Annotated in this window: 26 protein-coding genes; 12 read left to right on the forward strand and 14 right to left on the reverse strand. The window is 33.1% G+C overall.

Features of this window, described 5'->3' with window-relative positions:
* Positions 1–126: 126 nt before the first annotated feature.
* From Q0941_RS01520 to Q0941_RS01535, 4 genes are all read right to left on the reverse strand, one after another.
* Positions 127–879 (reverse strand): DUF726 domain-containing protein, encoded by a 753-nt coding sequence (locus Q0941_RS01520; RefSeq protein ID WP_299290666.1) that lies wholly within the window; start codon positions 877–879, stop codon positions 127–129.
* 1 nt (position 880) lies between these two features.
* Entirely contained in the window at positions 881–2,533 is a 1,653-nt protein-coding gene (metG, locus tag Q0941_RS01525) for a methionine--tRNA ligase (RefSeq protein ID WP_299290668.1), read from the reverse strand.
* 53 nt (positions 2,534–2,586) lie between these two features.
* The gene (locus Q0941_RS01530) at positions 2,587–4,128 is read right to left on the reverse strand and encodes a HAMP domain-containing sensor histidine kinase (RefSeq protein WP_299290670.1); all 1,542 of its coding nucleotides are present in this window, start codon (positions 4,126–4,128) and stop codon (positions 2,587–2,589) included.
* Between the two features lie 67 nt (positions 4,129–4,195).
* Positions 4,196–5,437, reverse strand: coding sequence for an adenosylhomocysteinase (locus Q0941_RS01535; protein ID WP_299290672.1), 1,242 nt, complete (start codon positions 5,435–5,437; stop codon positions 4,196–4,198).
* 74 nt (positions 5,438–5,511) lie between these two features.
* Between Q0941_RS01535 and Q0941_RS01540 the strand changes: the two genes are divergently transcribed.
* From Q0941_RS01540 to Q0941_RS01560, 5 genes are all read left to right on the forward strand, one after another.
* The gene (locus tag Q0941_RS01540; protein WP_299290674.1) at positions 5,512–5,814 is read left to right on the forward strand and encodes a Rieske 2Fe-2S domain-containing protein; all 303 of its coding nucleotides are present in this window, start codon (positions 5,512–5,514) and stop codon (positions 5,812–5,814) included.
* 187 nt (positions 5,815–6,001) lie between these two features.
* Positions 6,002–6,793: an NAD+ synthase gene (locus Q0941_RS01545; protein WP_299290676.1), complete on the forward strand. Its 792-nt coding sequence runs from the start codon at positions 6,002–6,004 to the stop codon at positions 6,791–6,793.
* A gap of 1 nt (position 6,794) precedes the next feature.
* The gene (gene cysS, locus Q0941_RS01550; RefSeq protein ID WP_299290678.1) at positions 6,795–8,183 is read left to right on the forward strand and encodes a cysteine--tRNA ligase; all 1,389 of its coding nucleotides are present in this window, start codon (positions 6,795–6,797) and stop codon (positions 8,181–8,183) included.
* 259 nt (positions 8,184–8,442) lie between these two features.
* Positions 8,443–9,066 carry a hypothetical protein gene (locus Q0941_RS01555; RefSeq protein WP_299290680.1) on the forward strand — a complete coding sequence of 208 codons (624 nt, stop codon included), beginning with the start codon at positions 8,443–8,445 and terminating at the stop codon, positions 9,064–9,066.
* A gap of 99 nt (positions 9,067–9,165) precedes the next feature.
* Positions 9,166–9,450, forward strand: coding sequence for a hypothetical protein (locus Q0941_RS01560; RefSeq protein WP_299290682.1), 285 nt, complete (start codon positions 9,166–9,168; stop codon positions 9,448–9,450).
* Position 9,451: 1 nt separating this feature from the next.
* On the opposite strand, the gene Q0941_RS01565 is transcribed toward Q0941_RS01560, so the two are convergent.
* The 3 genes from Q0941_RS01565 to Q0941_RS01575 all read right to left on the reverse strand — a co-directional run bounded on the left by Q0941_RS01565 (position 9,452) and on the right by Q0941_RS01575 (position 12,013).
* On the reverse strand, positions 9,452–10,279 hold the full coding sequence (locus Q0941_RS01565) for a mechanosensitive ion channel family protein (RefSeq protein WP_299290684.1): 828 nt from the start codon (positions 10,277–10,279) through the stop codon (positions 9,452–9,454).
* A complete protein-coding gene (locus tag Q0941_RS01570; protein ID WP_299290686.1) occupies positions 10,276–11,031 on the reverse strand; it encodes a DUF432 domain-containing protein in 756 nt (251 codons plus the stop codon). Before Q0941_RS01570 ends, Q0941_RS01565 begins: the two co-directional genes overlap by 4 nt.
* An 85-nt stretch (positions 11,032–11,116) precedes the next feature.
* Positions 11,117–12,013, reverse strand: coding sequence for a peptidase (locus tag Q0941_RS01575; RefSeq protein WP_299290687.1), 897 nt, complete (start codon positions 12,011–12,013; stop codon positions 11,117–11,119).
* 132 nt (positions 12,014–12,145) lie between these two features.
* Between Q0941_RS01575 and Q0941_RS01580 the strand changes: the two genes are divergently transcribed.
* Positions 12,146–12,679: a YbgA family protein gene (locus Q0941_RS01580; protein WP_299290689.1), complete on the forward strand. Its 534-nt coding sequence runs from the start codon at positions 12,146–12,148 to the stop codon at positions 12,677–12,679.
* On the opposite strand, the gene Q0941_RS01585 is transcribed toward Q0941_RS01580, so the two are convergent.
* Complete coding sequence (locus Q0941_RS01585) at positions 12,680–13,837, reverse strand: hypothetical protein (RefSeq protein WP_299290691.1); 1,158 nt, start codon at positions 13,835–13,837, stop codon at positions 12,680–12,682.
* 99 nt (positions 13,838–13,936) lie between these two features.
* Here Q0941_RS01585 and Q0941_RS01590 point away from each other — a divergent pair, with 99 nt between their 5' ends.
* Positions 13,937–14,866: a cobalamin-binding protein gene (locus Q0941_RS01590; RefSeq protein WP_299290693.1), complete on the forward strand. Its 930-nt coding sequence runs from the start codon at positions 13,937–13,939 to the stop codon at positions 14,864–14,866.
* A 171-nt stretch (positions 14,867–15,037) separates the two neighbouring features.
* On the opposite strand, the gene Q0941_RS01595 is transcribed toward Q0941_RS01590, so the two are convergent.
* Positions 15,038–16,411, reverse strand: coding sequence for an NAD(P)H-binding protein (locus Q0941_RS01595; RefSeq protein WP_299290695.1), 1,374 nt, complete (start codon positions 16,409–16,411; stop codon positions 15,038–15,040).
* Between the two features lie 164 nt (positions 16,412–16,575).
* Here Q0941_RS01595 and Q0941_RS01600 point away from each other — a divergent pair, with 164 nt between their 5' ends.
* On the forward strand, positions 16,576–17,418 hold the full coding sequence (locus Q0941_RS01600; protein WP_299290697.1) for a cobalamin-dependent protein: 843 nt from the start codon (positions 16,576–16,578) through the stop codon (positions 17,416–17,418).
* A 53-nt stretch (positions 17,419–17,471) separates the two neighbouring features.
* Here Q0941_RS01600 and Q0941_RS01605 read toward each other — a convergent pair whose 3' ends face one another.
* Positions 17,472–17,924 carry a hypothetical protein gene (locus Q0941_RS01605; RefSeq protein WP_299290699.1) on the reverse strand — a complete coding sequence of 151 codons (453 nt, stop codon included), beginning with the start codon at positions 17,922–17,924 and terminating at the stop codon, positions 17,472–17,474.
* Entirely contained in the window at positions 17,921–18,280 is a 360-nt protein-coding gene (locus Q0941_RS01610) for a hypothetical protein (protein WP_299290701.1), read from the reverse strand. The genes Q0941_RS01605 and Q0941_RS01610 overlap by 4 nt, the downstream gene beginning before the upstream one ends.
* 149 nt (positions 18,281–18,429) lie before the next feature.
* Between Q0941_RS01610 and Q0941_RS01615 the strand changes: the two genes are divergently transcribed.
* Positions 18,430–19,341: a TFIIB-type zinc ribbon-containing protein gene (locus tag Q0941_RS01615; RefSeq protein WP_299290703.1), complete on the forward strand. Its 912-nt coding sequence runs from the start codon at positions 18,430–18,432 to the stop codon at positions 19,339–19,341.
* Entirely contained in the window at positions 19,334–19,519 is a 186-nt protein-coding gene (locus Q0941_RS10420; protein WP_367277454.1) for a hypothetical protein, read from the forward strand. The genes Q0941_RS01615 and Q0941_RS10420 overlap by 8 nt, the downstream gene beginning before the upstream one ends.
* Here the strand turns inward: Q0941_RS10420 and Q0941_RS01620 are convergent.
* Both Q0941_RS01620 and Q0941_RS01625 read right to left on the reverse strand, forming a co-directional pair.
* A complete protein-coding gene (locus tag Q0941_RS01620) occupies positions 19,516–20,730 on the reverse strand; it encodes a redox-regulated ATPase YchF (protein ID WP_299290705.1) in 1,215 nt (404 codons plus the stop codon). The two genes, Q0941_RS10420 and Q0941_RS01620, sit on opposite strands and share 4 nt — an antisense overlap.
* Positions 20,731–20,888: 158 nt before the next feature.
* Complete coding sequence (locus tag Q0941_RS01625; RefSeq protein ID WP_299290707.1) at positions 20,889–21,311, reverse strand: CoA-binding protein; 423 nt, start codon at positions 21,309–21,311, stop codon at positions 20,889–20,891.
* 77 nt (positions 21,312–21,388) lie between these two features.
* Between Q0941_RS01625 and Q0941_RS01630 the strand changes: the two genes are divergently transcribed.
* Both Q0941_RS01630 and Q0941_RS01635 read left to right on the forward strand, forming a co-directional pair.
* Positions 21,389–21,901 (forward strand): hypothetical protein, encoded by a 513-nt coding sequence (locus Q0941_RS01630; RefSeq protein ID WP_299290709.1) that lies wholly within the window; start codon positions 21,389–21,391, stop codon positions 21,899–21,901.
* A 36-nt stretch (positions 21,902–21,937) separates the two neighbouring features.
* On the forward strand, positions 21,938–22,945 hold the full coding sequence (locus tag Q0941_RS01635; RefSeq protein WP_299290711.1) for a biotin--[acetyl-CoA-carboxylase] ligase: 1,008 nt from the start codon (positions 21,938–21,940) through the stop codon (positions 22,943–22,945).
* Here the strand turns inward: Q0941_RS01635 and Q0941_RS01640 are convergent, their stop codons facing one another.
* Complete coding sequence (locus tag Q0941_RS01640; RefSeq protein ID WP_299290713.1) at positions 22,946–23,281, reverse strand: hypothetical protein; 336 nt, start codon at positions 23,279–23,281, stop codon at positions 22,946–22,948.
* Positions 23,282–23,313: the final 32 nt, after the last annotated feature.

Below are 23,313 nucleotides of genomic sequence, written 5' to 3' on the forward strand. Positions count from 1 at the left end.
TATTTTCTCATCTAGAATATGTAGATGGTATAGAATCAAATGGTTACTTTTGGACAAATTCATGCCTAATTTCATACTAAAGTATGAAGATCATTTTTTCTATAAAAGACTAACGAACAATTTAGACTAGGGGAATGATTTCAAGACTGCAGCATAGTTTGCGAATCTATGATTTTTTGGGACAACCTTCCTTTGAGAGTATTTTTTGATAGGTTTGCCAATTGCGCCATTTAGCCCTAATGGTCCCATAACATATTCTTCTTTATCAGCCCATTTTAGAACCTCATCAGAGGGAGCAAAATAATTTAGAATTTTCTTATTTACAGTATTCTGTAGGATTTTTCCATATTTTCTAGAAGATGGAACATCTTCTGTAATGGAAGCCCCAAAGAAATAGACACTTTCAACAATCTCTTTGTTAGAAGATTTCTTTGAAAGATATTCCAATGTACTCAAAATAACTTGTGAGCCAAGAGAGTGGCCAATTAATCGAATCTTGGTTTCAGGGCTAGATTTTTTGAAATCTTCAATAAATCGTCCAAGGTTTTTGCCATTTTTTCTTGCTATACTTTGACCTACTGCAAGGGCATGTTTGGCGTGCTTAATTAGATGAGCCCCAGTAGTATTAGAATCATAACTAAAACCAATTACAGGATGAGAATAACCTAATCTTCGAAGTTTGTTTCTTGCCAATTGAACTTTAGCTACGGCCCCAGCATTGTCATTTCGTAACCCATGAATCATTATGGTTAATTCTTTAGAACCGATGAATTTTTGAAAATCTTTTTTTGGATACAAATAGTACTTATTATTTTTTAGAGTTTTACCTGTCCCAAGATCATAGTAGCCTCTGGTAGAAATTCGTGGGATTGGTTTCATTTTATTCAGAAGGTCCTAATTGCTTTTTATGATTTTCAATATCTTCACTTTCAACTTTAGAGAATAGTGGAGATGCCTCACCCAATGAATGATTTGCGGAGATTCCCAATTCAGACATGTCAACCCATTTTGCAGAAATTGTGTCTCCCAGCCCCAGTTGATTCCAAATCTTATTTGCAGAAGTAGGCATGAAGGGCAAAATTGCAATTGCCAAACTACGTGCAGCATTTACAGAAAGATATACACAATTTGCAGTGCCTGGACCCTTCTTCCAAGGTTCTTTATGCTGAAAATATTGGTTAAAGTAAGAAGAAAATTCCATTATCTTTTTGAGAGCCCTATCAAGATGATTTTGCTCCATTAGAGTACCAACATCACTTGATAGTGATTTTATCTTTTGCTCTGCCTCAGAATCTTTTTCATCAAATGTTTCTGGCTCTGGAACTGTTCCATCAAATGCTTTCTTTGTAAATCCTAATGCTCGATTAACAAAATTTCCAAGATTGCCAATCAATTCAGAGTTGATTCTTGTTGCAAAGTCATCCCAATCAAAATTCAAGTCATCTTGAGAATAAGGATTGATGGATACAAGATAATATCGTAAATAATCTGCAGGATAGAATTGTAAAAATTCCTTTAACCCAATATACCAATTTCGACTTTTTGATATTTTCTTTGCCTGCAGTGTTAAATGACCACGTGTAGGAATGTAATCAGGAAGTTTGTATTCACTTTCAATACCCAATCGCATTGCAGGTAAAAACAGATAGTGATGATATACAATGTCTTTTCCAATAAAATGATAAATTTCTGCAGAATTCCAAAATTCTTTACCATCTATGCCTTTGTCGTTTAAGAATTTGATAGCAGTTGAAATGTATGCCAAGTGATTATCAAACCAACCATAGAAAACTTTGCCTTTTGCATCATCTAATGGGACAGGTACTCCCCAAGAAATATCACGAGTGATGTCCCAATCAATCAAACCAGATTTAATCCAATTTTGGACATATTTTTTTACGTCTTTTTGAAGATGATTGTTTTCTTCTAACCATTGATGCAATGAATCACCAAAATTTTTTAGTTTAAAGAAATAGTGATTTGTTTTTTCTTTAATTGGGGGCTTGCCACATATTGCACATTTTGGATTTAAGATCTCTTCTGGAATTCTACCACAGACTTCACATAAATCAGAATATTGATCCTCAGCACTACAATGAGGGCATGAGCCTTTTACATATCTGTCAGGTAGGAATTTTTCGCAATCAGTACAATAAGACTGAATGATTTCTTGCTCATAGATATGGCCAGCATCATTTAGTTTGTTAAAGACATCTTGAACAAAGGTAATATTTTCTTCTGAACTGGTTTTGTAAAAATAATCAAAATCAATGTCAAATGAACTAAAATCTTCATAATCACGTTTGTTCCAATGAGCAACATATTCAGCAGGAGATTTTCCTTCTTTTTCTGATTGAATCAAAATCGGTGTTCCAAAATCATCAGATGCACAAACATAGTATGCTTCAACACCAGTTAATTTCAAAAATCTAGTAGTTACATCAGCTGGTAGATAAGTTGAGGCCACATGTCCCAAATGGATTTCCCCGTTTGCATATGGTAAAGCACTAGTGATTATTGCTCTTTTAGTCATACAGAAATGAAATCAATTTGATCTTAATAGTTTACTCATTGACAGAAGAATGGTTAGTGAGTAACATTAGTGAGTTGTTTGAACGATTTTTCAGGTTCTTTTGGCAACATAATTGTAAATGTAGTGGGGTTATTTTTTGCTGAAATTGTTCCTCCATGTTGTTCAACTATGTTTTTACAACTAGCTAGTCCCAAGCCAGTACCAGTATTTTTTGTAGTGTATAAAGGCTCAAAGATTTTTTCTAATTTATCTTCAGGGATTCCAGAACCAGAATCAGATACATTGATAATCACATTAGATTGTGATTCTTCAAAAGTAACAGTTACCTCTCCTGGCTCTTTGCCAAGTTCCTGAATAGCATTATTAATCAGATTAGATAAAACAGATTCAAATTTTTTAAAATCACATTTTAGTGTAAAGTCATTTTTAGGTAAATTCATTTTGATGTTTTCAGGCTTTACAACAATTTTGATGATTGCAGACATTAGATTTGAAACAGTAGTTGATTGAATATCAAAAGTTGTTGCACGTACAAAATTCATCATTCCCTCAATTTGCTCATACATCATGTCAAGAGAATCCTCAATATTACGAATTCTTTTCTTTGTTTTATCATCAAAATTTTCACGATTAAAATGCTGTACAATCTCTAATTCAGCCTTCATTGCAGCCAATGGGTTCTTCAAATCATGGGCAATACGTGAAGAAGCTTCTCCAATTGCAGCAAATCTTTCAGATTTTAATTGAGTTTCAGCAATTGCCAATTTTTTTTCTAATTCAATAGTTTTCTTTAGAGATGCAGACATTTGATTAAATGATTGAGAAAGTTCTTTTGCCTCATCATAACCAATTTCAGGAAGATTAACATCTAATTCACCATCTGAGATTTGCTTTGCTGCAGAGTTTAGTTTTAGTAATGGAGATACAACCCTATTAGACACATAGATTCCCAAGACAACTGATGCAGCAATTACAGATACAACAATAATCATAATCACAGTGGTTCCAGAAACTAATTTTTCATTAGTGCTCTTTGCAATTTTATCAATTATTTGGTTTGCAGATAAGATTGAATCCTCATAAGACAATTCATGTCTATCAGCATAATTTTGCAATCCCATTTTGTAGACTTGTTTATAATTTTCATATTCTGAACTATCTAGTAATTCAATGGCTGTTGTTTGATCACCATTGATTACTGCAAACAATGAACGAGTTTCAATATCGATTAGTTGTTTGTTTGCAAATTGAACATTATCAAAGAATGCTGCATCAACAGAGTCACCTTTACGAATTGCCTGTTCAATCTCATAATCTAATGAAGCTACTGTGTCATAGTATCTGTCCTTCCAAACCAAATCACCAGTAAAAGCATAATTTCTAACAGATTGTCTCATCACTTCATCATAATATCGAATGTTTAGTGCATGAGTGTCCATTTCAGAGGAAAGAGATAGAGATTCAAATGTTTCAGGAATTTCATTGTTTAGGGGTTTTGTAATTTCACTTAATTCAAACAATGTAACTATTCCTAATGCCCCAATAAACATGGAAATTGCAAGGAAAGTCAATCCAAGATTTTGTTTTAGTTTCACAAAAATTCGTAAAAAAATTAGAATATAAACAAAGATCTAAAGTCCCAAAATTTTGAGCCTAAGAAAATTACCAGCTATTAGCGTATTTGATTTGCTCTGGAGTTAATTTATCAATTTTAACATCCATTGCTTTGAGAGCATCAACGGCCACTTGTCTATCAATTTCTTCAGGGACATTGATAATTTTATTTTCCATTTTTTTGTGGTTTTTCAAAATGTACATGACAGATAAAATTTGATTTGAAAATGATTGTGCCATAACTTCAGGAGGATGTCCTTCAGCTGCAACAAGATTTGCTAGACGACCTTGCCCAATCAAGTAAACCTTTTTTCCATTCTTTAGAACGCATTCATCAAGAGTTGGACGAACTTCTTTCACAGATTTTGATTTCTTTAACAAAAATTCACTGTCAATTTCCACATCAAAGTGACCAACATTTCCCATTATTGCACCATCTTTCATTTGCAAGATGTGCTCTTTTCTAATTACACTTGTCATTCCAGTACAAGTAATGAAAATATCTCCAATCTTTGCGGCTTGAGACATTGGCATTACTTCAAAGCCATCCATGTGAGCTTCAAGAGCTTTGACAGGATCAACTTCAGTTACAATGACTTTGGAACCCATGCCGTGACATCTTGCTGCAACACCACGTCCTACCCAGCCATATCCAACTACTACTGTTCTTTTTGATGCCATTAGTAAGTTCATAGCTCTAAGATATCCATCGATGGTACTTTGTCCAGTTCCGTATCGATTATCAAACATGTGTTTTGTGTATGCTTCATTTACCAAAATTACAGGATAACGTAATTTGCCTTGATTTTCAACTGCACGAATTCTTGTAACACCTGCAGTAGTTTCTTCAGTTGCACCAAGAATTTTCATATTCTTAAATCGTTTATCAAAATGAGCTTTAACATTCATGTCAGCACCATCATCTGTCAAAATAGTTGGCTTGTGTTTTAGAACTTGATCAATACACCAATCATAATCTTTGACAGATTGGCCATTCCAGGCATAAACATGAATTCCTTGAGATGCCAAAAATGCTGCAATATTGTCTTGAGTAGTTAGAGGATTTCCACCACAGCAAGCCACTGTTGCTCCTAATTCTTTAGCACCCATTAGTAAAACAGATGTTTCTTTAGTAATGTGAAGACAAAATCCCAAAGTTATGCCTTTAAGAGGTTTTGATTTTTTTAATCGGTTAATGGTATTATCTAAAATTTGCATGTGAGATCTTGCCCACTCATAGGACAATTTTCCTTCTTTGATCAATTTTGCACTAGACTTTACTTTACTCAATGTAAAAACACATGAATTAGACTATAAAATTCTATCATGCGAATCTAAATAAATGACAGATGTTAGAAAAAATCATGGCATGGAAGAAAATTGCTGAAAAAGGAGATATTGCCTCAGGAAAAGGTAAAGCTTTTGAGATTGACGGTAAACAAATTGCAATTTTCAACCAAGACGGATACCATGCAATAGATGATCTATGTGTCCATCAGGATGGCTCCATTGCACCAGGAAAATTAGAAGGAGATATTGTTGAGTGTCCACTTCATTTTTGGCATTACAACATCAAAACAGGTGAACTTACTGATTATCTAAAAGACGTCAAGCTTGAGACATACCCTGTTGAAGCAAGAGATGACGGCATTTACCTAGACGTTTAGAATTATTTCAAAATTTAAGCAAAAAGAGAAGGGACAAAGTTCCCCTCCCTTGTGCTAGGTATGGGTTATGTTGGGCACAGATTATTCTGTAATATTACCACACAGAATTAGTATTTGGAATAATGTGTGTTCAAAATGAACTAATTTTTGACAGGATTTTTATTCTGAAATTCTCCAAATCAGGCTATTGAATAAAGAGATTATTGATGAAATTAAAAATCAAGATTATGATGTAATAACAGAAAAAATTGAAAATTTTCTGATAAATGAAATTGAGAAAAATAATGCAAAAGGGTTGATTTTAGGATTAAGTGGAGGGATTGACTCAGCAGTACTTGCCTATATTTGCAAAAGAAAACTCAAAGAAAAAACAATTGCCATTATAATGCCAGACACATCAATTACTCCAAGCTCAGAAACAGAAGATGCTATGAAGATGATATCATTAACAGGAATAGAATACAAGTTAATTGACATCAAACCAATTGTGACTGAATATGGAATGTACCTTGAACCAAATGAAAAAGCAAAGGGCAATCTTAGAGCAAGGGTTAGAACAAATATTTTGTACTATTATGCAAATGCCAAAAACTATCTGGTATTAGGTTCCAGTGACAAGAGTGAATACAATGTAGGGTATTTTACAAAATTCGGAGACGGTGCATCTGACATTACTCCAATAATTTCACTTTACAAGCTTCAAGTCAGAGAAATTGCAAAATTTTTAGGAGTTCCGGAAAATATCATCACCAAAAAAAGTAGTCCTCACTTGTGGAAAGATCATGAAGCTGAATCTGAATTAGGTAAAACATATGAAGAAATTGATTCAATTCTGTATTGTTTAATTGATAAAAAAATGACTGTAGAAGAAGTTGCCAAAAAAACAGAAATTGATGAGACTACAGTAAGTAAAATCTACCAATTATATCAAAACAGTGAACACAAAAGATTACTACCTCAAAAACCAGACAGAGAATAAAATGATCATACAAGATACATTATCAAACACGGAACAAGAATTAGATATTTCAAAAAAACTACGAATTTACCTTTGCGGAGTTACAGTTTATGACGAATCACATATAGGACATGCTAGAACAATAATTGTTTTTGATGTATTAAGGAAATACATAGAGCAAAAAAATGTAGAGGTTGAATTCATACAAAATTTTACTGACGTAGATGATAAGATCATCAATAGGGCTTCAAAAGAAAATACATCAGCTGAAGAAATCAGTACAAGATACATTGAAAATTATTTTAAGGATTTTGATGGACTAAATGTCAAAAGAGCCACAAATTATCCCAAAGCTACTGAGCATATTGATGACATCATAGAATTCATTGAAAAATTAATCCAAAAAGGAGTTGCCTATGAATCAAAAAACGGAGTATATTTTTCAGTGTCTAAATTTCCAGAGTATGGTAAATTATCTAAAAAGAAAATTGACGAGTTGCAAACCGGGGCAAGAATCGAAATAGACGATGCAAAAAAAGATCCATTAGATTTTGCAGTATGGAAATTTTCAGATATAGAGCCAATATGGGATAGTCCTTGGGGCAAAGGCAGACCTGGTTGGCACATTGAATGTTCTGCAATGAGTATAAAGTATCTAGGGGAAAATTTTGACATTCATGGTGGTGGAAGAGATCTAATTTTCCCACACCACGAAAATGAAATCGCACAATCAGAGTCATGTACCGGAATATCATTTGCAAAAACTTGGATGCATGTAGGAATGGTTACCATCGAAGGAGAAAAAATGTCAAAATCATTGGGCAATATCAAATCAATTAAACATGTCTTAGAAAACTGGGGACCTAATATTATCAGACTATTTTGCTTATCAGGTCATTATTCAAAACCAATTGATTATTCTGAAGAGTTGCTAAAAGAAAATCTTACAAAGTGGAGACAAGCTGAAACTTGCTATTTTGAATTAATTCACGCTGAAGAACAAGAAGGAGAAGATGCAGTAGACATCATCAAACAAAACAGAGAGAATTTTGATAATGCATTAGATGATGACCTAAACACTCACTTAGCATTATCAGCATTCTTCCAACTTGTTAAGGAAACAAACAGAATGGCAGCAGATGGCGTCCTTAACAAATTCAATGCAGATAACATTATGAAAGAATTCCAAAGAATGTCTCAAATTCTAGGATTACAAACTCCCGAAATAACATCAGCAGAAAAAGAAGAAATCGATTCATTGATTTTGAAACGTGAAGAGTTAAGAAAAGAAAAGCACTTTGAGGAAGCAGATAAAATTAGAGATAAAATTAATGAAATGAATATCGAATTAATTGATCATAAAGGAAAAACTATCTGGGTAAGAAAAGAAAAAATCAAAGCAGATTCTTAGTTAAGAGAACCAAAATTTTTTACAATTACTGCAACGATGCATTGCTTCAGAGTCAGGTTCCATGTAATGATTTTTAGAGCCACATGTAGGACATAATTCCTCATCCAATGCTAGATATCCCTCATTCTCATTGAATAATCATAATGAAATATTTTATCAGGAGTAATTTCAATTGCGACTTCAGTTTTTACATTTTTTTCAAAATTTTAGATAAAATAGACTCTTTGTCACCAAGATATTTTTAATCATATTATTTGTAATGATTTTTTGTCTCAGTCCAGCTTATGCCCATAAACTAATTTCACATGACGGTTCACATATAGAAAAAGAACTTGCGCTAGAAATTCCAGATCATAAGATTTCTTGGGCAATTTACGACAATTTAGGCGTAAATGAAGCAAAATACTATACTTTTGAGGCCAAAAAAGGAGATTCATTTTATGCCAGCATCGTAGTTCCCAAGATAATTGGATTAGAAGAGTATTCACCTACAATGATTGTTACAAATGAAAAAATGACATTTACAGAAAAAATTCTATATGAAGGAAATTTTCCAAGTAAAGAATTCTATGAGCCCTTTGGTCAAGTAACCTATTGGGAAAGACAAGAAGTAAATTTTGAACTTCCAAATGATGGAAAATATTTCATAATAGTAATTGATGAAAAGAATCAAAATGGAAAATATAGTTTAGCTGTTGGAACAATTGAAGATTTTTCAGCATTAGATTTTGTTACAGTTTTACCAACAGCATGGTTACAAACAAAATTATTTGTAAATGATTTTAATGCAGTAATTATTTTCTTTAGTGTTTGTTCATCCATAATTTTAATTCCAATTATCATATACAAAATAAAAAAACAAAAATTAGTTCAAACTAATTAGTACAAACTAATAATTTTTGTTCCTAAAAAAATTAGGAGAGTCTAATTAGTTTCATCTAATTTTCAGAGTGTTTAATAGAATAAAAAATAAAATAGATACATGAACGCATGGAATAAATTTTGGAAATGGTATGAAAACAAAATTCTTGGAAGCATTATTGTTATTGCAATAATACAATTCATTCAAGTTCCACATATGATTTGGAATGCAGACATTATGTTAGAAGCAGGACTTGTTTCAAGAGTTCATCCAGTGATTGACTGGTTTTTGTATGGAGTTGATTTGATTGAAATTGTTTCAATTGTAAATGTTGGAATGATTATGTTCAGTCTTATCAAAAAGAAAAGAGAAGAGAAAAAGAATATTGTAGCCTCTGCTGCATAATCTACTCTTTTGCTTCCCAAATAACACGTTGTGGGAAAGGAATCTCAATTCCGGTTTTGTCTAATGCCCGCTTAACAGTGGTCAGCAAAATTGGTTGAGCTTGACTCCAGTCATCTCTTGGGTGCCATACCAATACCTGGATATTTACGCTCGAATCACCCAATTCTTCAACTCGAAATTCAGGTTCAGGAACCATTAACACAAAAGGCATGGTCATCCTAATCTCATTTTTTATGGCAGCAATGGCCTGTTCTATGTCATCTTTGTATGCGATACCAACCATTGCTTCTGCTCTTCTTACAGTGGAAGATGTCAATGAACGAATGTTGGATGTAAAGAATTTTTCATTAGGGATTCTAATGACAGTACCATCAAATTTCCTAACACGACTTGAAAAAGTTCCAATATCTAAAAGAGTTCCAGATATTCCCATGTCAGGAATTTGTAATGTGTCGCCATGCTTTGCGGGCTTTTCAACCATCAAGAAAACTCCAGAAATTAAATTAGATACAACGGATTGGGTTGCAAATCCAATCACTACTGCAAAGATTCCACCAGCAACTAGCAGACCAGAAAGATCAAGACCTTGACTTGACGTAAATGTAAGAAATGCAATAATTATAATTCCAAAATAAATTATCTTGCTAAGATTTTTTGCAGTATCTTGAGGTAATGTTGGTGCATAGTATTTGTAAAATATCATCTTTGCAATTTTTGCAACAATTATTCCAACTGCCATAATTATTCCACCAATCAATAGTGAAAGAACAGTTAAACCACCAACAATCTCTATTTCAGATAAACTTTGTAAGAAATCCAAAGGAGTCATTCTAAACCCATCTCCACAGTTGTGTGTTTAGAAAACGTTTCCCATGTAGGAGATTCTATCCAATCAGTTTGGATTTTTTCTGGTTGAACATCAGCTACACTAACAACAGCTCGCTTTTTCAAAGTTACTTTTAGTCCATCAAGTATTGCTTTTGAATCATCATAGTAAACAGAATGGTCAGTGATTGGGAAAATTACTTTACTAAAATTTTGACCAGTATTCAAACTGTTTTCAATTAGAATTTTCATTACTCCTTCAACATATGAGATTGAATCAGACATGTCAGTGGCTAAACTAACTTCTGCTAATTTACACAACGTTCCAGTATCAGGAGGACCATACAATCCAAATCTAGAGTTTAGGGGATTACATGTTACCCAATCAAGAGATTCACGGTGCTGGTCATGAATTAGAAATATACCAATTTCAATTGGGCAATGAACATAGATGGTTGCAGCAGAGTCTTCGCTTAGATAAATTTCCTTATCAAATTTCAAAAAGACATAGTTTGTTCGTCTTGCAGGATGATTTAGAGGCCTAATTGGAGCCAATTCAATTTGGATTTGATTAGATTTTGCAGGGATCATCTTTTCAGAAACATTTCCTTCAGAATCAGCCCTAGAATAGAAAAATGCATTTTCACTTACTCGTTCAAATTTTATCGATATATTTGGCAGGAATAAGTCTAGTCGTTCAGAGACATCATAAACACCATATTTTGAAAATTCATTTGACGAATCATCTGTACTCATTTCCCAATATTTTTGTAAAAATCTAGGATTTATGCCCTATCATTTGAAGGGATCTAAATGGATCAAAAATAAAAAAGGAGTATTGTTACTCCAGTGGGAGAGGTACGTTGGTACTTCCAAATTGTTCGTTGATTCTAAAGATGTATGACTTTGAAGGGTCATATTCAAATTGAGTTCCACCATATCCAATGTTTGGACCAAAAAGAATATTGAATTCTCTAGAATCTGCAGGATTTAGAACAATTTGACCACTTGTAAAGTCCATTCCAGAATATTTGAAGGATTTAGAACCATCCCAAACATCATAACTACAGATTGATGGACTTGTACAATTTAGTGCAACAATATCAGAACTATTGTTTTCTGCTAGCATTCTAATTGATAAGATTGGTTGACCAGTTGGACTGATTTCAAATTCATTTCCTTCAGATCCAATTCCTTTCCAATAGTAAGTAATTGGTCCTACAACAAATTTTTCAGCATTCTGTTTGTATTGATAAACAGTAATTGCTTGTTTAACTGGTTTTTCACAATCAATTCGTTTGTATGCTTTGGTTATTTCAGAGCATTTTTCAAGTTCTGCTTCAAGAGCAGCGAGTTCTGAATCAGATGAAGTATCACTCATCGATTCCTGAGATTCATCACTGGTTGAAACAGAAATCAAACCAAGGGACATTAGATGTTGAACTCCATTTACAAATTCACCATCAGAAATGGTTCCATCTGCCCACCATGCTGCACTGTTTTTAACCCAAGCTGGAACTCCATCAGAGGTTTCAGAAGATACTGTGGTTGGAGGAACTTGAATTATTCCATCACTAATCAAAAATGAAATTCCTGTGAGGAATTCTGATTCAGAAATGGTTCCATCTGCCCACCAACCTGCATTATTCTTTACCCATCCTGGAACTTCGGCATAAGCATAAGATGCTGTTGAAGCAACTAGAAGAATTGCTGCGATTGCGGTAATTGCGGTTTTCATTAATGCAAATTTGCGTTCATTGTATATAAGCTAGTGGTAAAAATCAAACTAGTGGTAAAAATAGGATTTTACTAGTGGTAAACGAAAAAAAGAGATTCCCGCTTTATATGTAAACAGAATCGAACATCATAAGTGACTGAAAAACAAATGACAGTAAAGGAAAACATCCACAGATTAAGTGAAAAAGAAATCACTGATTTCATTATGGAAAGATTTGCAGAAGTAAAAAAATCCAGTAAAATAAAGGACCTAGTTTCATTTCAAGCAATGAACAAGTATATGATCATGTCAAAGGATCAAGAGCAGTTAAAAATACTTGGAAACATTGTTGCAAAATACAAAAAAGGCAAAATCAAAGAAATTATCGGAGAATATGAAATTCATCTGAATAAGGCATTAGTTAATGCGCCTACAACCAAAACTCATGCAAATGTCATATTGCATATTTTTGGATATTTCTCAAAATACTTTAGTCAAAACGAGAAAGAAGTATTTTTCAAACTGCTTGAGGAATTTAAAGAAGATAAAATTACAATTGGAAAAACGCTAGCAGAAATTAATCCAATTATTTACAGATTCAACAATACGTATCTAGCAAGTCAAACATACTTTTTGCTTTACTCTGATCCTCAACCAGGAAATATTTTTTCATTTTTATCAAAATAGCTAGAAAAAGTCCGACATTGTAGTTTGCTTCAAAAGTCTAGAGATATTTCCATGAGATAGCCATTCATTTTTGCTAATGCTTAATTTGCCTGAAGCAACATCCAGAGCAGCTTCAAAACTATCTACAATGATAGGAGACTGATTCATTGCTTCTCGTATTCCCTCCCTTACCTGCCAAACCCCAACAGGAATAGCATACTCAGGTCGGATTTCTCTTAAAATTACGACACCAGCTTGCAGATGATTTTTTTCTAAATATTCCAAAACGCCTAATTTTGCAGCAAAATAGGCTCCAGCTATTGCAGGAGAATGATCTATTCCACGTGCATCCTCAAAGTCAGAACCAAATCCCAAAACTCCGTTTGAATACCAGGCTTCAATCATTTCGTAAACCCACCTGTGAGGGAATAAAATGACGCTAAAATAATTCCCCAAATGAGAATAGAAGAATACTCGACAAGAATCAATTAAAGAATATCCCAAAACAGATTCTTGAAGAGATTTTGAAATAATATCATCAGTGGCAGTAATACTCCATCTTGTTGGAACAAGTTTTCTTTTTTGACCCATCATTCCAATGCTAAAGCATTTTTGAATTTTAGAAATATCAATTCCAGAATTATATAGATTTACAATTGCATCTTGAGCTTTTAGATCCTTATCATAGAACACTTTCTCAATAGGTTTTACAGCTGAAGTGGAAGAGAATTTTGCAGATGTCAATTCCCCAATTGGACCAAAGGGCGCACTTTCACCATCTAGTGAAACATTGGAGGAAATTACTTTTGAAAAAGACAGTTCAGAATCAGTAGGTTTTGAAGACATTGAAAATTCTTGGAGATTTTCAATGTATTTTCCATCAGTCTGTTCAATCGGGATCTTTTGAATTCCCCGTACTAGATTCAATCTAAAATTAACTATTTCTTCTAATGACTTGCCTTTCCATTTTTCAGGGGCATCAAGCAAACTCGTATCACCGTGAACAGGTGGAACCATTGGTCCCACAAACACTTTGGGATAGCTATAAGAGCCAACAAAAACCGAAGGAGGACTAGTTCCAGAAACAGAATCAGAGGAATACAAATTTGCATATTTAGAAAGTGTCTCATGCCATTTTGTCAAAATGGAACGGCGAATCTCTTGAGAATCCGAAGACATTGATTTTCATGCCTAAATTGAGCCTATTAAAGTGACTAATTAGCAAAATTGACGATTAGTGAACGGATGATGTTTAAAGGATAATTTAGAAAAAACAGCATGAGAGTAAATAGAATTGTTTCATTTCTTCCCAGTGCAACTGAATTATTATTTGAGTTTGGAATAGGAGAGAAACTACTAGGAGTAACTCATGAGTGCAAATATCCTAAGGAAGCAATTACAAAACCTCAAGTAATTAGTTCAATAGTTGACTCAGAAAATTTATCCAGTAAAGAAATTGACAAAGTTACATGTACATTACTTTCAGAAGGAAAAGATATTTTTCAAATTAATGAAGAAAATCTCAAAAAAGCAAATCCTGATCTAATTATATCACAAGAAACATGTGAGGTTTGTGCCGCGTATACAAATCAGGTTAACAAAGCAGTTCAGATTTTAGAGAAAAAACCTGAATTGCATTCTATGGACCCTCATAATGTTCAAGAGATAATCGAATCAGTGACAAAATTAGGTGAAATTTTAGAATTAGAAAACAAGGCAAAAGAAATTACCAAAGGATTAGAAAATAGAATTGAAGAAATTAAAAAAATTAAAAGTGATTCGCAATTAAAAGTGGTAGTAATTGAATGGATGGAACCATTTTTTACTGCAGGTCATTGGGTACCAGAAATGATTGAAATCGTAGGAGGTAAAAATATGATCAGTAAAACTGGAGAGCATTCAAGAAGAATGGACTTTGAAGAGATTTCAAAAGCAATGCCAGATTTGATAATCCTAATGCCATGTGGATTTGATACAAAGCGAACAATTTCAGAATATGAAAAAATATTGATGAATGATGAAAAATGGAATTCGCTAGAGGCTGTAAAAAAGAACCAAGTTTATGCAGTTGATGCAAATTCATTTTTCAGCAAACCAAGTATTAGAACAATAGAAGGAATCGAGATACTAGCAAAAATCATGAATCCATCAAAAACAGAAAATTTGAAAGTTTCAGAAGAGTCATTTTCAAGAATCATCAAAAAATGAATCTAGGCTCGAAAATACAGATTGTAACAAAAAATAACACACTACAGGTTATGTTTATTTTTGATTAAGAAATTACATGGCAAAGACCCTCGTAGGAGAATCAAGTATGGATGATTTGTTAAAAAGGACAAATGAGATTATGGCCAAAATTAAAGAAGAGATTCAATAATCTTAGATGGGTTTTCCTTTGTATTGATAATCTATTACCTTATGAAACAAATTATGGGATGAAATCACAGTAACTGCTGCAATTACAATGCCAACAAAATTTCGAATTGTCATTAGTTCATTTGGTTGCGATGCAATTATGGAAGTATCAAATACAACATAGAAATTATCAAACATCCAAAATGCAAGGGTCACCCAGGACAACACTCCTGCAATAAGATATCCTAATCTAGTTTTATAATGAATAAAAGCAATAGATACCCCAATAGCAGAATACCAAGCCAAAGTTCCCAAAATCCAAAGGGGTTGGTAAACCTCAGGCCTATCATCTAACCAATAGTAGCTACTGCCGCAAATTCCTAGTAATACTAACGAAATTTGGATGATTTTTTGGTTAATCTTAAAACCAGTTTTTTCTTCTTTTTGTTCTGCAACAGGAGGAGAGGCTTTCATTTCTTTGGTTGCAATATCAATTGCATTTCTAACTGATTTCAATTTAATAGGAATTATCTTTGTAATTGAATCATCTGTTACAACAGTATCATGTACAAGGCTATCAATAAGAGGGCGAGCAAGAGATGCTTTTACTGGAGTAATCAAATCGACCCAGTAAGAAGATAGACGAGTAGTCAAAAAAGGAATTTGCAAAACGAACAAATTTTTATTTAGATAGGCTGAATAGACTCGCATTAATTCTTCATAAGTCATTTTATCTGGACCGCCAATTTCAAAAATTTTTCCAGTTGTTTTTTCATTTGACATGCTTTCAACAAGGTATGAAATTACATCATCAACAGCTATTGGTTGAGCCAATGATTTTACCCAGGATGGACAAACCATTATTCTGAGCCTCTCTACCAAATATCGAAGCATTGCATATGAGCCACCTTGTGCTCCAATGATTATTGATGCTCGAAATTCAGTTACAGGGATATTTCCAGATGCAAGGATTTCACCAACTTCTTTTCTGCTTTGCATGTGAGGAGACAAATCAGGGCCATCGTTAACCAATCCTCCCAGATAGATTATTCTTTTAACACCTGAATGTGTGGCAGCTTTTAAGAAATTTTGAGCTTGAATTTTCTCTCGTGAAGCAAACTCTTGCCACTCGTCTTTATTTCCCTCCATTGAATGGAGTAAATAGTAAGCTATCTCTACCCCCTCCATAGCCTTAGTTAATTCATCAAGATCAAAGACATCTGCTTGAACATATTTTACATTTTTAGAATTTTCAATTTTTTTTCTGCTTAAACCACGAACTGTGCATCCATTTGCAGATAATTTTGAAATTAATCTAGAGCCAATAAAACCGGTTGAACCAGTAACAAGAATAGAAAAAGGGGGCAATTTTGATTCATTCATCACGGATTGGGACATCATTATGTCATTGCTCCATAGTACATGAAAAATTTTTTCAATAATCATATTTAACTAGTGATAAATTTACTATCTAGTGGCCAAACAAGTAAGTAAAATAATTTATTTTGGCACTAGTTTTTGCAGTTAGCATTAGTTATATATCCAATCCGGAAAGAGATAGCATGGTATACATTCGTGCTAAAAAAGTAAAATCAGATCAGTATCTCTATCTTGTAAAAAGCGTATGGGACTCAAAAAAGAGTACATCAAAGCAAGAAATTATAAAATATTTGGGCAAGGCTTCTGAAGTAATCAAAGACGATATTCCAGAGGAATATAGAAATGATCCTAAGGTATTATCTGCCCTAGCTGCTCACAATCCAGAAGACATCAAAAAGAGAGAGGATGCAACCAAGAAATCAAAACAGCAATTATACAAGAAACTAACTGACGGCAATATTCAAGAATGCATCAAAATTTATGATGAATACATTAAGGTGTTTAGTGCTTCTAGTTTCTTTGATAAAATTCTCAAACCCGTAATGTATAAAATTGGAGATGATTGGGCTAGTGAGAAAATCAGTATTGCTACAGAACATGTAGCAAGTAACGTTGCTCAAACACTTGTAAGAATAATTATGGATCAAGTTTCAGGATCAGGTAAGAAGAAAAAAGTTCTCATTTGTGTACCCCTAGGAGAAGAGCACCATTTGGGATGTGATGTTTTAGAGACATATCTATCAATCAAAGGTTTCAGAGTATTCAATATGGGAACATCAATTCCAACAGAAGATATTTTGAGTTTCATTAACAACAATAAACCAGATGTTGTATTGATTTCAATCACACTACCAGATAATATTGGAGCTGGTCAAAGATTGGTCAAAAAAATTAAGGCAGAATTTGACATTCCCGTGTTGATAGGAGGATATGCAATGCAGATTGAAAAGCCAGGAAAATTTGAAGGTACAGTTATCGGAGATGTGGGATTGGAAGAAGTTCCAAAGATGCTACGAAACGCATGATTATTTGATAATCAAAGCCGAATATAGTTAAAAATTAACGAAAAAAAATGAATCTATTTTGAGAGAATGGATTTCTCAAAATAGTTTTCAGAAGCAGTAATAAATTCAGCAAAAACATTGTTCATTCTTTTGAATATTAATTTTGTAAAAAAAGGCAGTACTGAAAAAATTTTTTGATAATTCAAATGAACTTTAATTTCAACCTTGGAACCAGTAGAATCTTGAGTATATTTTTCAACAAATGAAGTGCCGCTAAGTGGACCAGATAAAATGTATACATTATGGGTGTCAGGAGAAAATATTTCATGTCTAGTTTTAACATGAGTTTTCATTCCAAGAAAATGAATCGTCTCATATGCAGTTTTAACATAATCAGATTCATCAATAATTTTTATTGATTTGAAATATTTTGGAAATACATTATGGAAATTTGAAACATCAGTGCTAATTTTAAAAAGATCATCACGAGATAAAATTGAAGACTTACGCAAAGTAAAAGAACTCATGAATTAACCTCCATTTCAATAAAATCAAATAGATTTGAATGAAGAATGTTTAATGAAGGGAAAATTTCTATAACTTGTTTGTAAAGTAAAACTAGAGACAATTTTACAGCGTCAGTCTTAATGGTTTCAGTCTGGACACATAATCGTATGGTTGTTTTCTCTTCAGTGGTTGAGATTTGAATGAAAAATTCCTGATGCTTATCATCAATTACTACAGTTGGAAGTAATGCAGAAAATCCTTTTTTATCAACATAGATATCCGAGATTTTAATTAAAGGTGATTTTTGGAAAATAGGAGCAAAATTTTTCGATAATTCACGAAGATCTATTCTAGAATCTAACGTCACATGAGGCATAAAATAGAAAAGTAATTTTCAGTATTTATAAAAAATAAAAAAATTTTCATAGTGCCAACTTTTTCTATCTCAGCTAAAAAATCAATAATGAATTAGCACTATAATGAAATTTTTTGGTCTCTTAAATAATTTCAAAACTAAAATTTTGTATGTTGGTAGAATTAGTACATCAAAAAAATTGTAAAAAATTTTCCATTGTTACTGATTATGATACAGGAGAAGTTGCCTGCAGTAATTGTGGAGCAGTATCATTAGAAAAAATTGTTGATGCAGGTCCAGAGTCAACAGGATTATCGGGTGAAGATTATCAAAGTAGTAGCAGAGTTGGCAGAAAGATTTCCTTAAAAATGATAGACATGGGTTTGTCAACTATTATTGAAGCAAAAGATAGAGATGCAACGGGAAAATCGCTATCGCATGAAAACAAAAGAATGTTCTACAGACTAAGAATGTGGGATAGAAATAGTCGTTCAGCTAACACAACAAAATCATTTCAAAAGGCATTTACAATGTTGGATGGCATCAGTTCAAAATTAGTACTTCCAGAATCAGTTGCAGAGGAGGCTGCGTATCTATTTAGAAAAATCTCAGCAAAGAAGATGTTGGCAGGTAGATCAACTGCAGGAATATTATGTGCCACAGTATACATTGCATGTAGATTAACTAACACCCCTAGAACACTACAAGATATTGCAGATGCAGGAAACATCAAGAAAAAAAACCTGCAAAGAATTTACAGATATCTTGCAAAGGAACTAGAGATATATCCAAAAGTATTCAGTCCAAAAGAATTCATTTCAAGAATTTCAACGGCAGTTGAGATTTCAGAAAAGACAGAAAGGTTGGCTTTCAAAATTATCGGGATTGCCAACAAGAACAATGTATCAACGAGTAAAAACCCCATGGCAATGGCAGCAGCTGCTGTTCACTTAGCCTCAGTTCTAAATAAGGAAAAAGTCTCGCAAACTAGAATTTCAGAAGTTTCAGGAATTAGCGCAGTTACAATCAGAGACAGAACAAAAGAAATCAAGAATAAGATAGGAGGTGAAATTAGTGGGTAGAACATGTAAGGGAATTTGTGTAATGCATAAGGCAGAACCAGTTCCCAACAAAATTAGGTACGAAATAGGCCAAAAGAGATGCACATTCTGTGGAATTTTCATGTCAACATGTGATTCAAGGTGTATGTGTTGTAGGGCAGTACTTAGAACAAAGGCAAGAAGTAAAAAGAGATCCTAGTTATTTTTGGAGGCACTAACAAGAGATACTACATCCCTATCTCTTAGTTGGTAATCAACAGGTAATCTTAGATTGTATCTCAAGTCTTTTCCATATAGTAATCCCTTTGTCAAATCAGTGTGAATCTCTTTTGCCAGATCATTAATTGTTGCACCATCTTTTAGCAATATCAAATCAGGCAATATTCGTCCTTTTTTGTCTGCCATATTAGCCTCATCAGCTACAGGGTAAATTGAATTCATTTTCAATAATTTGAAGACTGCCACATTAATTGCAAATTGAACACCAGTCCTCATATATTCACCCATTATGCCTTTTTTGATAAATTCCAGTGCTTGAATTTGTTTTTCATTTAATTCATCAGGTTTTATAATTTCAAATTGTTCTGAGCCTGGAGAATATTTTATCAAGCCTTTTTGCTCTGCACGTCTCAAGCTAAATTCACTATCACCACTTACAGGAATTACAATAGAGTCATTATATCGCTCTCTTAATCTTGCAAAATTTTTATCAGCACCTTCAACATCAATCTTGTTTGCAACAATCAATGTAGGTTTTGAAATTTTTCTCAAATATGATACAAATTTTTTGCTATCAGTCATATCAAAATCATCAAAATTCTTTTCTTCAAGATTTGTTGCAATCAAAGACTCTTTAACATGATTTTTGTTTACTCCAATTCCACGATAAAGGTCAGTTATTGCATCAATAATATCAGAACCGCCACGAATTAATTTTGAAACTTTGTCTCGGTTTCCTTCCAAGATTTTATGATACCACATGATTAATTCTTCTTCAATATCTGCAAAATCAGATATTGGGTCACCAGTTCCAGTTTCAGTAATTTTTCCTGTGGAATCTATGCCCCCAGAGGCATCAACCACATGTAACAAAGCATCAGACTGTGCAGCAATTGAAAGAAATTGATTGCCTAAACCTTTACCTTTCCATGCATCTTTGATAAGACCCGGAAGATCAATTAGTTCAATTGGAACGTATCGCCATCCATCTATACATTTTGAGTTGTTCGGATTGCAAGTTGTTTTAAATTCACGACATACACACATGGCGATAGCATGAGAAACTCCTGAAACAGCAGATTTTGTTGTAAATGGATAAGATGAAATCTCTTCAGAAGATAGAGTTGCCGAATTAAAGAAAGTTGTTTTTCCAGTATTGGTTTTACCAATTAATCCAATTTTGATTGGCATAAAATAGATGCCTGTTCAGAATATTTATCTCTGCCTAAGAATTTTTATTTTGACATAATCTAATGTTTGAGAAAATCATAAGACCATTTTCAATTTTTAATGAATTGTAGGTTTGCAAAATTTTTCTTCTCATTCAGTAAAATCGTTAGAAAATTTTTTCAAATTAACTTTCTTACTAATCTCTGATGTTCTGCCAACATGCATCGATTAAAAACTACATCGATACCTGCTTTTTTTGCCAATTCTTCAGCCTCAGGATTATGAATCCCTTGCTGAAGCCATATTACTTTGGGTTTCTTCTGTATTGCCTCTTCAATCACAGACATTACTTGATCCGAAGGCCTGAAAATATCAACAATATCAATTTCATCATCAATTTCTGAAACTGAAGAGTATGATTTTTTGCCTAAAATTTCATCTACGGTAGGATTTACAGGGGTAATATCGTATCCATTATCTGAAAGATATTGTGGAACATAGTGAGCAGCCTTTGATGAATTTTTTGACATTCCTATAACTGCAACTTTTTTAAAATTGAGAATTTTTTTAATTTCTTCATCTGAATGGGGATCATTTTCCATAAATGAAGTGAAAGTATGGAGAATATAATTTTTAGACCAAAGCAAGGATATTTTAGGAATTAAATGAAATTAACTCCATGGAAGAAGAGCCAAAAGAGCTTATTGTTTTAGGAGCCATTAAAAACGGAATCAAAAAATTTGATAAGATTCAGAAAGCAACACAGGTTGATCCTAAAGAACTAGATGAAATTTTACAAAAATTAGAAAAAAAGGAATTCATCAAAGTTGAAGAAAAGAAAGGCTGGTTAGGAAATAAAATCGAGATAAAATCTACAGAAAGAGGAGATAAAGAGGTAGATGAGAGAGTTCACGAATTACAAACTAAATGGAATCAAATGTCTGCCGTATACAAAACAGGAGATAAAGAGAAAATGAAGGATATGATGGAGAGTAATAGATCATTTCTACCAATGATGATGTTTTTTGGAGTTATGGACATGATGATGTTTTCAATGATGTTTTCAATGATGGGGTCATCTATGGGAGACTATGTGCCAGCTGAAGATATCCCTGATGGAATGGACAGTGGTAGCGATATGGATGGTGGCGGAATGGACGATGGTGGATTTGACTTTGACATTGGATTCTAGAGTATATTTTATACTTCAGTAATTAACGACATGTAATTGATTTACAATTCGTTTGACAATCCGGGTTTAGTTAAAGTTCTAACTTTTCTTCAAACTCACAACACAGAATATCTTTCAGGACAAGATTTGAGTGATGTATTACACATTAGTAGAGTAGCAGTTTGGAAACATATCAAAAAAATCCAAGAATTAGGATACACAGTAGAATCAAAACAAAAGCTTGGCTACAAATTAACCTCTAATTCAGAATTATTACTTCCGTGGGAAATTACATCAGAATTAAAAACCAAAATTATTGGTCAAAGAGCATTTTATTTTGATAGTACAGATTCAACTCAAAATCAAGCTCTCATCATGGCAGAAGATTCAGAAAATGACGGAGCCATAATCATTGCAGATAGTCAAACTGGAGGAAAAGGACGTTCTGGTAGAAAATGGGTTTCTCCAAAAGGAGGAATATGGATGTCAATTATACTTCAGCCAAAATTTGATATTTCAATAACTACATTATTTCCAATTGCATCATCTCTTGCATTATCATATGCAATTGAAAAAGTCTTCAAAAAAACTCCAGAATTAAAATGGCCAAACGATCTTACAATTAAAGGTAAAAAAGTTGCAGGAATGTTAGTAGATGTTTCTTTAGAATCAAACAGAATAGAAAATCTAGTGTTAGGAGTAGGAATTAATTTTGATGTTGATGTAAAACAGATTGAGAGAAATCTAAAAAATACACCAAATTTTTACGGTGTTGCAACACTAAGAGATTTAAATAAAAAAACAAAACCTATCCAACTTGTCCAACAGTTTCTCCAAGAATTAGAAAAAATCTATAATTTGCTCAATGAGAAAAATACAAAGAAGATAATTTCAGAATGGACAAAAAGATCATCAACCATTGGAAAAGAAGTGGAAATCAATACAATTAACGGGAAAGTAAAAGGTAAAGCACAAAGAATTGATGAAGACGGAGCCCTAGTTGTTTCAAGCAAGAATGGTAATTCAAGAATTATTGCAGGAGATGTCATTCATCTATCAAAATAATTACTTTTTAGATTTAGCTTTTGTTTTAGTTTTTTTGGGTTTTGAATCAGCAATCATGGATGATTGTTCTTTTACAATTTCTTTAAGATCCTCCTGAATTTCAAATACAGAAGATAATAATTCTTCTAAAGCATGAGAATATTGTTCATAGGCTTCAAGAAGTTCAGTTTTCTTTTCATTTGATTTTGACAAATACTCGTTAGAACGAATCAAATTAGCAGAAGTAATTAATTCAGGAATTTCTGAAGTAGAGCCTATTTCATTTAATTCATTTTGAACTTGTTGGATTCGTTTTCGAAGTTCATAGACAATTTCTCCTGCACCAATATTTGTCATATAAAATCCCCCATCATGAATGAATTAAAGAT

The sequence above is a fragment of the Candidatus Nitrosopumilus sp. genome (genome assembly GCF_028278985.1).
Classification (GTDB): Archaea; Thermoproteota; Nitrososphaeria; order Nitrososphaerales; family Nitrosopumilaceae; genus Nitrosopumilus.